Origin of the sequence: Flavobacterium sp. CHNK8 (genome assembly GCF_019774515.1) — a bacterium.
Taxonomy (GTDB): Bacteria; Bacteroidota; Bacteroidia; order Flavobacteriales; family Flavobacteriaceae; genus Flavobacterium; species Flavobacterium tiangeerense.
This window is the reverse complement of sequence record NZ_CP081492.1, coordinates 1,878,791-1,890,933: the sequence shown is the minus strand read 5'-3', so window position 1 is coordinate 1,890,933 and position 12,143 is coordinate 1,878,791. Positions and strand designations below refer to the sequence as shown.

Sequence of the window (12,143 nt, the reverse complement as noted above, 5' to 3'; positions counted from 1 at the left end):
TTATAGAACGCTTAAAGCTGCTTCATAATTAGGTTCGTCAGCAATCTCAGCTACTTGTTCTGTATGGGTAATAACACCATTTTCATCTACAACAATTACAACTCTTGAGTGTAATCCTGCAAGTGGGCCATCTGTAATTTCTAAGCCGTTTGTTTTACCAAAGTTTCCTTCAACAAAGTCAGACAAATTTACTACATTTTCTAAACCTTCAGCACCACAAAAACGATTTTGCGCGAATGGTAAATCTCTAGAAATGCACAAAACTATAGTATTATCTAAAGCACTTGCACTTTCGTTAAATTTTCTAACAGATGCTGCACAAGTTCCTGTGTCAATACTTGGGAAAATGTTTAAAACTAATCTTTTACCAGTAAAATCTTGTAATGATACAACTGATAAATCAGTTTTAACTAATTTAAAATCAGTAATTTTACTTCCTATAGTTGGTAATTCGCCCGAAGTGTGTATTGGATTTCCTCCTAATGTTATTGTAGCCATGTTTTGTGTTTTTTTATGAAGTTCAAAAGTATGAAATTTATTTAAGAATAATGACTCAAAAACTGTTCTAAAATAGTTGTTTTTTTATAATTAATCTTTGTAGTTGTTTTGGTTTAACCAAAAAAAACGCACCCTAAAAAGTGTGCGTTATATTCTTATTGTAGTACTGATTATTTGTCAATAGAACCTAAAACTCGTTTCATGAAGGAGTTTAAAGCTTCTTTTTTATCAGTGCCATTTTTAACAAGTTTGTGTACTTCTAAGGCACCATACATATTTGAAATTAACTCTCCTATAACATCTAATTCTTCATCTTTTAAGGACGAAATCTCAGTCATAGATTCAAGAACATCAATGGTTTCAATTAAAAAGTCTTCGTCATTTTCTTCAATAAATTGAGTTAAATGTTTAATTACGGGTAGTTTCATTTTTTATAAATTTTCAGTATCTAATTTTTATAAGTAAAAGGTTTTAAATTTCATTTGCATTAGAATTTTAAGTAATGCATGGAATTTTAAACTTTAAACAAAAATATCATTACACTATTTCTTTTACCAATTCGTTTAAAACTTCGGCTTTATTGGTCTGAGTTTCGTTTACCAATTGTCCGTTTACAAATGTTGCAAATGTTGGTAAATTACTCACGTTAGCTAATTTTCTTGATTCTGGAAAGTTTTCAGCATCAACAAGAGCGAAAGTTATAGTTTCATTTTCTGAAGCTAATTTTTTGAACTTAGGCTTCATGATACGACAGTTTCCACACCAAGAAGCAGAAAATTGCACTACCACTTTTTCCTCTTTTGCAATTAAATCTTTAAGCGTATCATCGGTTAATTCGATTAACATATTTTTTTATTTAAAATTCAATTGCAATTTCAAATTTCAATTTTTTTTAAATGAAATTCGAAATTGCAATTGATATTGTATTGATATTAGTTTAAACTCAAGTATTCAGCAGTACTAATTCTATCAGCACTCATTGCTTCTTTACCAGCTTCCCAGTTAGCAGGACATACTTCACCTTTTTCTTGTATGTGTGTGTAAGCGTCTACCATACGTAAGTATTCGTTTACGTTACGGCCAAGTGGCATATCGTTAACACTTTCGTGGAAAATTTTACCAGTCTCGTCAATCAAATAAGTAGCTCTGTAAGTAACATTTGATCCTTCAATAATGATAGAATCAGTTTCTTCGCTGTATCCAGTTGACTCTATATCTAAAATACCTAAAATGTTAGAAAGGTTTCTGTTTGTGTCAGCAAGAATTGGATAAGTAACACCTTCAATTCCACCGTTGTTTTTTGGTGTGTTCAACCATGCAAAATGCACTTCGTTAGTATCGCAAGATGCACCAATTACAATTGTATTTCTTTTTTCAAATTCAGGTAATGCTGCTTGAAAAGCGTGTAATTCAGTTGGACAAACAAAAGTAAAATCTTTTGGATACCAAAACAACAATACTTTTTTGTTGTTGTTTGTAGCTTCTTCAAAAATATTTATTTTTAAATTATCACCCATTTCAGAGATGGCGTCTACTGCAATACTTGGAAATTTTTTACCTACTAATGACATTTTTTTACTTTTAAATTGTTGTTTTTTTGATGGTGCAAAAGTAGTCATACTTTGTAATAAATAAAACGCTCAATGATTATAAATGTTTATTGATTGATAAGGATTTCTTATGACATGAAATTTAAATTTATAACATGTTAATTTTTACGGGAAGTGTACCTTTACTCTTGTCATTATTCAAAAGCTGCTCAGCAGTAATTTCCTGAAATTCTTTAAAATCTTGGTAGGTGTGTACTAAACCTTTTGCTTTTTTTAAGTTGGGTATAATTTGTAAAGCATAAGGATTTCCAAAAGTGTACACAAAACAGTTTTTATTTTGAAGCAATTCACTTAAAAAATGCAAAACCGAATCTTCGATTTCAAAATTATGCAAAGGTTTTGCTTTCGGTACAAAAAGAGCGACCAAAACCGTTTCAAATGCATCCAATTGACTTTTTAAAGTTTCTAAATCATTACTATTAGCATTACAATAGAAATTTGAAGTCGGTAATTCGGATTCTAAAGTTTCGAAAAAATAATTATTAGCCTCTTTGTAAATACTTACTTTGGCTAAACTATTCTTTTTTTGTGCTTCAAAAATGGAATTTGTGTTGTCCGAATCTATTAAAGTAGTTATGCTCTTTTGGGCAATTTTAGAATTTAAGTCGGATGTTTTTTTAAAATCAAAATCGACTTTTTTATTAGTATCTATTTGATTGTCAATGTCAAGAATCCCAACTTTTTCTTTGCACTGCATGATGCGATCAAAACTTGCATTAATCCTTTCAAGAGATGCATTTTTTACAATTTCATCTATTCCTTCGGCTACGTTTTCAGCAAAACACAATACATCATTTCCAGCGTGAAAAGCTTCCCATTCTAGTTGTCCTTTTTTCTCATATAATTTAGAAACACTGTGCATGTTTAAGGCATCAGATATAATAAGACCTTTGTAACCCAGTTGCTTTCGCAAAAGTGTTTCGATTATATTTTTTGATAAGGTAGCCGATATGTTTTGGTTTTCATTCCAAGACGGCACTGCTAAATGACCAATCATTATAGAATCGACGTTATTTTTAATTCCTTCTATAAAAGGTACTAATTCATTTTCCATCAATTCTTCTCGTGATTCTTGAAGCACTGGTAATCCTAAATGTGAATCTACGCTAGTATTTCCGTGACCTGGAAAATGTTTAAGACAGCCTAAAACTCGGGCGTCAGTAAGGCCTTGTAAATAAGCAACAGCAAAATCAGCTACTTTTTTTTTGTCTTCGCCAAAAGATCTATACCCAATCACAGGATTGTTGGGATTGTTATTAATATCAGCCAAAGGTGCTAAATTGTAATGAATTCCAACTGATTTTAAATCTAATCCTATTTGTTTTCCAACATGATAAACCAAATCAATTTCACTCTGTGGTAAAGCGCCCAGTGCAATGGCATACGGATATTGAGGTGTTTTTTCTACGCGCATGGCCAAACCCCATTCGGCATCAATGCTCATTAAAAGGGGAGTAGAGGCGCATTTTTGATAGCGGACAATCAATTCTTGTAATCGAATGGCGCTATCATCATTGAATTCTATTTTTTTATTCGATTCGTAATTTGTTGCAGCACTTGCACGACTGTGAAAAAAAGTCAGTCCACCAATGTTGTATTTTTTTATAAGAGATTCCATTTCTTGAATGTGCTCTTCGCTGTCATTGATAAAAACAGCTGGAAAGAAAAATTGACCTACTTTTTGTTCTAATGTCATTTTGAAAGGAATATGTCGCTAATTTTAAACCTATAAGTCATGTAAGTTAAATTATATAGAATAAATAATTACATAAATCGGAGTGTATAAAAACAGTCATTTTAAGAAAGACTTACCTACTTAAAAGAACTTATATAACTTATATGTTAAAAAAAGCTAGTTTGTTTTTTCTTGTTCTGATTTTTTACCAAAATCCTTTGGAAAAATTAAATATCTGGACAAAATGATTCCTGGAATGGTTGCTAAAAACACCCAAATAAAGAAATTGCCGTACCCTAAATATTCTTGAATGTATCCGCTCAACATGCCAGGTAACATCATTCCAAGTGCCATAAAACCTGTAGCTATAGAATAATGTGATGTTTTTGATTCTCCTTCGGCTACATAAATTAAATACATCATAAAGGCTGCAAAACCTATACCGTAGCCTAACTGTTCAATGATAACCACAGCAGTGATATATGGATTAAAAGACCAATCGATAGTAAAAAGATTCAAGTCTAAATTAAGGTTAATTAGTGTAGTTGGTTGAAAATGAGCTAACAATACAAATCCAATAATAGGCAAATGCATGATCAAAATCATAGGTAGCATACAATAGCCCAATCCTTTTTTTGAAATAGCAATACCGCCTAAAATCCCACCAATAGTTAGCGCAATTAACCCAAAAGTCCCGTAAATAAGTCCCACATTTTCGGTGGTTAATTCGAGTCCACCTACTGTTTTTTTATCTACTAAAAAAGGAGTAAGCATTTTAAGAAGTTGAGATTCTCCCAGCCTAAAAAGCAAAATAAAAGCCAGAATTAAACCGATTTGTTTCTTTTTGAAAAAACTAGCAAAAACGGTGCTGAAATTCTTTTCTTCTTTTACAACGGTTTCTAATGTTAATTCTTTTTTTGGAGTAGAAAAATAATTATAAATCGTTAAGAAAATCATTACTAAACCAACGGAAATCATTGTATAGGACCATGCTTTTTGCGTATTAGCATAATGATGTTCAAGATAACCTGCAAGCAAAATAATCAATCCATTTCCTGTAAGCATAGAAGCTCTGTAAAATGTACTTCTAATTCCTAGGAAAAAAGACTGCTGATCTTTGCTCAATGCTAGCATGTAAAATCCATCACTTGCCACATCATTAGAAGCTGATGCAAATGCTGCTACCCAAAAAATGGATAAACTCAACAAGAAAAACTGACTTGTAGGGATAATAAAGCCAACAAGTAAGAATGCAATGGAGATGAATAATTGCATGCTTAAAAACCAATTTCTTTTGGTTCCATGCAAGTCTATAAATGGGCTCCACAATGGTTTAATTACCCATGGTAAATAGAGTAAACTTGTGTAAAAGCCAATGTCCTCATTGCTAATACCTAGGTTTTTGTACATCAATACAGAAACGGAAATAATAATTACATAAGGAAATCCCGATGCAAAGTTTAAAAGTGGTATCCAGTACCAAGGTCTATTATCTGTTGCCATAAATTTTTAGAAATTTAGTGTTCTGCTACGTTTATAAATGTAGGGGCGCTTTCATTTCCATAATAGTCAATAAAAGTAACTGCGCAGGTTTTGTTTTTATGCAATTTATAAGTTGGAACAAATATTTGCAGCGTTTCTAAATTTTCAATCAAAGCTACTTTGTCTATAATGTGACTTGCATCATTAAAATCGATTTTAGCATTGGCCGAAGAGCCGTAAAGTACTGCATAACGCATCTTTGAGCCCGTAGGATATACAATTTGAAATCCCGATGCAATTTCATTACTAAAAGCCGCTTGAACTGCTGGTACAACTTCATTTTTCTTAATGGCAGCTGGAACCACGGTAGGTAATGCTGGGTATTTATATTGGTTTTGTGCTAGTAGCGTCGTAACATTTTGATTTTTATTTACAAATGATTTGGCGCTAAAAAAAGCATTTCCTTGCACGTTTTTATACGTTCTGGTTAAATCAATTTGATTGGGTATTTCATTGGGATTGTTCCATTTTTTATCAGAATCTGCGTTGACTTTATAACTGCTATTTCCGATGTAAATGGCTGTATTATTAGAGTTTTCAGACCACCAGCGTAGAAGTTTTGCATACGATGCTTTTGGATGATCAATGCTCCAATACAACTGCGGAATAATATAATCAATCCATTTTTGATCCATCCAAGCCAGAGGATCGGCAAATAAATCATCATAATTGGTTTGACCTGCTTCGGTATCAGAACCTTTTGGATCAACTGATTTGTTGCGCCATACTCCAAAGGGACTTATGCCAAATTGAACCCAAGGCTTATTTTTCTTGATAGTAACAGCTACATCTTTTACAAAAGTGTTCACGTTAGAGCGTCTCCAATCTTCTAGTTTCATAACGTTTCCATATAACTTAAAAGACGCACTATCATTAAATTCTTCTCCCGGAATGCGATATGGGTAAAAATAATCATCAAAATGAATGGCATCAATATCGTAATTTGTCACTATTTCATTTACCACATTCAATAAATGTGCTTGTACTTCTGGCAAAGCTGGATTATAATATATTTTTCCACCATATTTGATCATCCACTCAGGGTGTTTGAAATAATCGTGCTCAGAACTTAATATTTGGGTATTGTAATCCATCGTAGCTCTGTATGGATTTAACCACGCATGAAATTCAAAACCTCTAGTGTGTGCTTCAGTAATCATCCATTGAAGTGCATCGTAGTAAGGATCTGGAGCTTTTCCTTCTTTTCCTGTTAAAAAACGTGACCATGGCGCAAGTTGTGTAGGGTAAAATGCATCACCCACGCTTCTTATTTGCACTATAACAGCATTGTAATTTAGTTTTTTATAAGTGTCAAGGAGTTCTAGATAATCCGTTTTTTGTTTGCTTACGCTATCGGTTCCTTTTTTAGGCCAGTCAATATTTACTACAGTTGCTATCCATACAGCTCTAAATTCATTTTTTGGATGAAGAGTTGGTGACTGCGCTATACCGTTTGTAAAAAAAAGGAGTAAAAGAATAGTGAGAAATATGTGGTTTTTATGAGTCTTCATTAAAGTCAAATCGTTTTAATTTTCAAAAATAGTTTTTTTAGTGAAATAGAATGCCAAAATTTGAAATATTCACTAAAACAACATTGCAATTTGTAGACCAAAACTAGAGTTTCATTCGCCATCTTTCAAATTAAGATTCTAAATTGTTCTTTTATCTTCTCTATTTTTTGGTTTAAAACCAAGTGATATTTTTATATTTGTAAATTAACAACTTTAGCACATATAGATGTCAATATCGCTTCAATTGGAACAATTATCCCAATCATTTGAGGGAACTCTTTTACAAGATGAATTACATAAAACCTTGTATGCCACAGATGCATCTGCGTATCGTATCAAACCACTTCTTGTAGCCATACCCAAAACCGAAAATGACATTATCAAAATCATACTGTTTGCTACTCAAAATAAAATTTCAATCACACCAAGAACCGCTGGTACATCACTAGCTGGGCAAACGGTAGGAAACGGAATCATTGTAGATGTTTCTAAACATTTTACAAAGATAATTTCATTTGATGCTACAAATAAAACCGTAACGGTTCAGCCAGGAGTGATTCGGGATGAACTTAATTTGTATTTAAAAGAATACGGTTTATTTTTTGGTCCCAATACGTCTACTTCAAACCGATGTATGATAGGAGGAATGGTAGGTAACAATTCCTCTGGAACTACATCCATACGCTATGGAGTTACAAGAGACAAGGTTCAGGAGATTCATGCCATTTTAAGTGATGGCTCGAAAGTTGTTTTTAACGAAATTACTTCTGATGCATTTATCGAAAAAACAAAAGGAAATACGCTTGAAAGTGCTATTTACAGCTCTTTATATGAGGAACTTTCAAATGTTGAAAACCAAAAAGAAATTATCGATGAATTTCCAAAACCTGAAATACATCGTAGAAATACAGGCTATGCAGTTGATTTGCTGTTACATTCAGAGCTTTTTGGTGGAAACCAAAAAACTATAAATGTAGCCAAGCTGATTTGCGGAAGCGAAGGAACTCTTGCTTTTATTACTGAAATTACATTAAAAGTAGACGTACTTCCGCCTACAAATAATGTAATGGTTGTAGCTCATTTTCATTCTATTCAAGAAAGTCTTGAGGCCGTAGTTACTGCTATGAAGCATCATTTATACACTTGTGAAATGATGGATGACACCATACTTGATTGCACAAAACACAATAGGGAGCAGGCTAAAAATAGGTTTTTTATTCAGGGTGAACCCAAAGCAGTGATCATGCTTGAAGTAGCCTCTTATGTAAGTATGGAGGATGCAGAAAATCAAGCAGATCTATTAATAGCGGATTTAGAAAAAAACAATTTTGGCTATGCCTTACCTAAAATTTATGGGACTGATATTGATAAGATTAATGAGTTGCGAAAGGCTGGTTTAGGACTTTTGGGAAGTATTGTTGGTGATGACAAAGCTGCTGATTCTATTGAAGACACAGCGGTTGAATTAAGTGATTTACCGCAATACATTGCTGATTTCTCAACCATGATGGAATGTCACGGCCAAAGTGCTATTTACTATGCTCATGCTGGTGCTGGTGAATTGCATCTTAGGCCAGTACTGAATTTAAAGACCAAGGAAGGGGTTAACCAATTCAGAAATATTGCTACAGAGGTTGCTATATTGGTCAAAAAATATAGAGGTTCACTTAGCGGAGAACATGGAGATGGTATTGTGAGAGGTGAGTTTTTGCCTTTTATGATTGGGCAAAAAAATTACGAATTGCTTAAGAGGATAAAATTTGCTTTTGATCCTCATTGTATTATGAATGAGGGTAAAATTGTGAATGCTTTCAAAATGGACGAAAACTTACGGTTTGAAGCCGGAAGAATAGAACCAGAAATCAAAACGATTCAAGATTTTTCGGATAGTATGGGCGTGCTTAGAGCAGCCGAAAAATGCAATGGTTCAGGAGATTGTAGAAAATTACCATCGGCAGGTGGAACCATGTGTCCGAGTTATAGAGCAACTAGAAATGAGAAAGATACTACCCGCGCAAGGGCTAATGCATTGCGTGAATTTTTAACACATTCACAACAAGACAATAAATTTGACCATAAAGAATTGTATAAAGTTTTTGATTTATGTGTAAGTTGTAAAGCATGCGCGAGTGAATGTCCAAGTAATGTAGATGTTGCTGCATTGAAATCGGAGTTTTTGTACCAATATCAAGAAACGAATGGCTATTCTTGGAGAAATAAAGTTTTTGCTTACAATGCTAAACTTAATGGCTTGGGAAGTCTTTTTCCCAGACTTACTAATTACATGGTTAATTTACCATTTGTGAAAAAAAGCATGGGAATTGCACCCAAAAGAGAAGTGCCACTATTAGCTAAACAAACTTTTAGAAAATGGTATGATAAAAATAGTGAGAACGAAATAAATCGTGTTTTTGAAAACGGAAAAGTATTCTTGTTTTGTGATGAGTTTACAAACTATTATGATGTTTCAGTTGGTATAGACACTTATAAAGTATTGACAAAATTAGGGTATCAAGTAATTCTTTTGGATCATGAAGAAAGTGGACGTGCATTTATATCAAAGGGTTTTTTAGAACAAGCCAAAGCAATTGCAAATTATAATATTTCTGTTTTTTCAGAACATATTTCTGAAGACGCACCTTTAATTGGTATCGAACCATCAGCAATTTTGACTTTTAGGGATGAATACCTTCGCCTAGCAGATGATAAATCAAAAGCTAAAGAATTAGCTGAAAATGTATACACTATTGAGGAATACTTTAAAAATGAGATTACAAAAGGTAAAATTACAAAAGCTCATTTTTCAAATAAAAAACAAACCATAAAAATACATGGACATTGTCACCAAAAAGCATTGAGTACTACACAAGCTACTTTTGCCATGCTAAATCTTCCTGAGAATAGCACGGTTACCATCTTCAATTCGGGTTGTTGTGGTATGGCAGGTTCTTTTGGTTATGAGAAAGAACATTACGAAGTTAGCATGCAAATGGGAGAGGATACTTTATTCCCAAAAATTAGAACCGCTGATCCTGAAATAGTTCTAGTTGCAGCAGGTACAAGCTGTAGACATCAAATTTTTGACGGAACAGGAAAAAAAGCAGAACATCCTATCACAATTTTGAAAAGTTTCTTAATCTAAATTATTAAAATAACATCAAATAAGTTAAAATTAAGTGAATTTAATTTTTTATAGAATATTAAATAATTTATTTGACTTTTATTTTCATAATTCAAGTCATTTAAATCAAAAAATATTTAAAAAATAAGTGTATAAAACCGTATTAATTCAATTAGTTTTATACTTTTGAAACCGCAACTAACTTTTAGGAATATTTTATATAGAAGTTTTGCACGAATAGTATCAATTAAAATAGTCAACATGGCATTAAAGGGTTTGTTTAGAAAAAAAACAGTTCAAGATATTTTAAATCAAGTTGAAAAAAACAATGCAGATGGTCACAATGCATTAGGAAAACATTTAACAGCTAGAGATTTAACTGCTTTTGGAATTGCTGCAATTGTAGGAGCTGGTATTTTTAGTACCATTGGTAAAGCAAGTGCTGATGGTGGACCAGCAGTAATTTTCTTGTTTCTATTTACGGCTATTGCCTGCAGTTTTGCTGCTTTTGCCTATGCTGAATTTGCCTCAATGGTTCCTGTTTCTGGAAGTGCATATACGTATTCTTATGTTGCTTTTGGTGAAATTATAGCATGGATTATAGGTTGGGCTTTGATTATGGAGTATTCCGTCGGGAATATTACAGTAGCCATATCTTGGAGTGATTATTTTACCAGTTTGCTGTCTAGCGGAGGTATTCATTTGCCCCAATGGATCCAAATGGATTTCTTATCGGCGTCACGCGGATTTGACGAAGCCACAGCGCTCATGCAAGCTGGAAAAAACTACACAGATTTAAGTCCTGCATTACAAGATGCTTACACGGCTTGGAATACATCTCCAGTAATTGGTTCTTTTCATTTCGTAGCTGATTTACCCGCTTTATTGATCATTGTTTTGATTACTGCATTAATTTACCGCGGTATGAAAGAGTCGCGAAATGCGAGTAATATCATGGTTGTTGTAAAATTATGCATTGTTCTTTTAGTCATAGCCGTGGGTGTTTTTTATGTGGATACTGCAAATTGGCATCCATTTGCTCCTAATGGAGTTTCGGGTGTTTTAAAAGGAGTTTCAGCCGTATTTTTTGCTTATATTGGTTTTGATGCTATTTCAACTACTGCAGAAGAATGCAAAGATCCACAACGTGATTTACCTCGTGGTATGATGTGGGCTATTATTATATGTACGCTGTTGTACATTGCTATTGCACTTGTGCTTACTGGTATGGTGAGTTATGATTTACTTAATGTAGGTGATCCGCTTGCTTTTGTATTTGAAAAACTAGATTTAAAATGGATGTCGGGTATTATTGCGGTAAGTGCAGTAGTAGCAATGGCAAGTGTTTTATTGGTTTTTCAAATGGGACAACCTCGTATTTGGATGAGTATGAGTCGTGATGGTTTGTTGCCAAAACGTTTTTCTAAAGTGCATCCTAAATATCAAACTCCTTCGTACGCTACCATCGTTACTGGTTTTGTTGTAGCTATTCCGGCTTTGTTTTTAAACTTAACATTGGTAACAGATTTATGTAGTATTGGGACTTTGTTTGCTTTTGTGCTAGTGTGTGCGGGTGTCTTGGTTTTGCAAAATAAAAAAGATATTCCTCGTGGTAAGTTTAAAACACCATATGTGAATTCAAAATTTATAATGCCTGTTTTATTACTTATAGGAATTGTGGCTGCATTTGGATATAACAATAAAGCAACAATGGATTTTATTACCAATGAAACTCAACTCAATAGTCCATCTTCAATAATTACTGCTCTAAATAAAGAAGAAACTCAAAAAGTGTATCAATATTTAGTAACTGTTGATTCAAAGAACAGTACGGTTGAAACAACAGATCTAGAACAATTATTGAGTCAATATCAAGGTGATGATGTGCAGTATTCAAAAATCATCTCTGGACTTCCTGTTGACGACTCTATTAAGTACGAAAGTGGTTTTAGCTTGTTTAAACATAAAATTCCAATGTGGATTTTTATTATTACACTACTTGGACTTACAGTTTGGTCTTACAAAGCAAATTTATCATTAATACCATTACTAGGTTTAATTTGCTGCCTGTACATGATGGCTGAATTAAGTGTATGGAACTGGATTTATTTTGGAGTTTGGTTACTAATCGGACTTGTAGTTTATTTTAGTTTTAGCCGAAAAAATAGTAAACTCAACATTTAAAA

At 33.1% G+C, this 12,143-nt stretch carries 9 protein-coding genes; 2 read left to right on the top strand and 7 right to left on the bottom strand.

The annotated features are described in order from the left end of the window. From tpx to K5V07_RS07965, 7 genes are all read right to left on the bottom strand, one after another. Positions 1 to 498, bottom strand: coding sequence for a thiol peroxidase (gene tpx / locus K5V07_RS07995; RefSeq protein ID WP_221917050.1), 498 nt, complete (start codon positions 496 to 498; stop codon positions 1 to 3). Positions 499 to 668: 170 nt separating this feature from the next. Further along, positions 669 to 926, bottom strand: a complete 258-nt coding sequence (locus K5V07_RS07990) for a hypothetical protein (RefSeq protein ID WP_086453945.1) — start codon at positions 924 to 926, stop codon at positions 669 to 671. 109 nt (positions 927 to 1,035) lie between these two features. After that, positions 1,036 to 1,344: a co-chaperone YbbN gene (locus K5V07_RS07985; protein ID WP_144890923.1), complete on the bottom strand. Its 309-nt coding sequence runs from the start codon at positions 1,342 to 1,344 to the stop codon at positions 1,036 to 1,038. A gap of 86 nt (positions 1,345 to 1,430) precedes the next feature. Next, a complete protein-coding gene (locus K5V07_RS07980) occupies positions 1,431 to 2,069 on the bottom strand; it encodes a peroxiredoxin (protein ID WP_086453956.1) in 639 nt (212 codons plus the stop codon). A gap of 127 nt (positions 2,070 to 2,196) precedes the next feature. Next, a complete protein-coding gene (locus K5V07_RS07975) occupies positions 2,197 to 3,804 on the bottom strand; it encodes a glycoside hydrolase family 3 protein (protein ID WP_221917049.1) in 1,608 nt (535 codons plus the stop codon). 156 nt (positions 3,805 to 3,960) lie between these two features. Further along, complete coding sequence (locus tag K5V07_RS07970; protein ID WP_221917048.1) at positions 3,961 to 5,286, bottom strand: MFS transporter; 1,326 nt, start codon at positions 5,284 to 5,286, stop codon at positions 3,961 to 3,963. Positions 5,287 to 5,300: 14 nt separating this feature from the next. After that, positions 5,301 to 6,836: a glycoside hydrolase family 10 protein gene (locus K5V07_RS07965; protein ID WP_221917047.1), complete on the bottom strand. Its 1,536-nt coding sequence runs from the start codon at positions 6,834 to 6,836 to the stop codon at positions 5,301 to 5,303. 226 nt (positions 6,837 to 7,062) lie between these two features. Between K5V07_RS07965 and K5V07_RS07960 the strand changes: the two genes are divergently transcribed. Both K5V07_RS07960 and K5V07_RS07955 read left to right on the top strand, forming a co-directional pair. After that, entirely contained in the window at positions 7,063 to 9,978 is a 2,916-nt protein-coding gene (locus K5V07_RS07960; RefSeq protein ID WP_221917046.1) for an FAD-binding and (Fe-S)-binding domain-containing protein, read from the top strand. A gap of 240 nt (positions 9,979 to 10,218) precedes the next feature. Further along, positions 10,219 to 12,141 (top strand): amino acid permease, encoded by a 1,923-nt coding sequence (locus K5V07_RS07955; RefSeq protein ID WP_221917045.1) that lies wholly within the window; start codon positions 10,219 to 10,221, stop codon positions 12,139 to 12,141. The last annotated feature ends 2 nt before the right edge of the window (positions 12,142 to 12,143 follow it).

Coding starts and splice junctions, on each gene's coding strand:
- K5V07_RS07985 (WP_144890923.1), bottom strand. CDS start 1,344: ATGTTAATCGAATTAACCGATGATACGCTTAAAGATTTAATTGCAAAA.
- tpx (WP_221917050.1), bottom strand. CDS start 498: ATGGCTACAATAACATTAGGAGGAAATCCAATACACACTTCGGGCGAA.
- K5V07_RS07975 (WP_221917049.1), bottom strand. CDS start 3,804: ATGACATTAGAACAAAAAGTAGGTCAATTTTTCTTTCCAGCTGTTTTT.
- K5V07_RS07965 (WP_221917047.1), bottom strand. CDS start 6,836: ATGAAGACTCATAAAAACCACATATTTCTCACTATTCTTTTACTCCTT.
- K5V07_RS07960 (WP_221917046.1), top strand. CDS start 7,063: ATGTCAATATCGCTTCAATTGGAACAATTATCCCAATCATTTGAGGGA.
- K5V07_RS07980 (WP_086453956.1), bottom strand. CDS start 2,069: ATGTCATTAGTAGGTAAAAAATTTCCAAGTATTGCAGTAGACGCCATC.
- K5V07_RS07990 (WP_086453945.1), bottom strand. CDS start 926: ATGAAACTACCCGTAATTAAACATTTAACTCAATTTATTGAAGAAAAT.
- K5V07_RS07970 (WP_221917048.1), bottom strand. CDS start 5,286: ATGGCAACAGATAATAGACCTTGGTACTGGATACCACTTTTAAACTTT.
- K5V07_RS07955 (WP_221917045.1), top strand. CDS start 10,219: ATGGCATTAAAGGGTTTGTTTAGAAAAAAAACAGTTCAAGATATTTTA.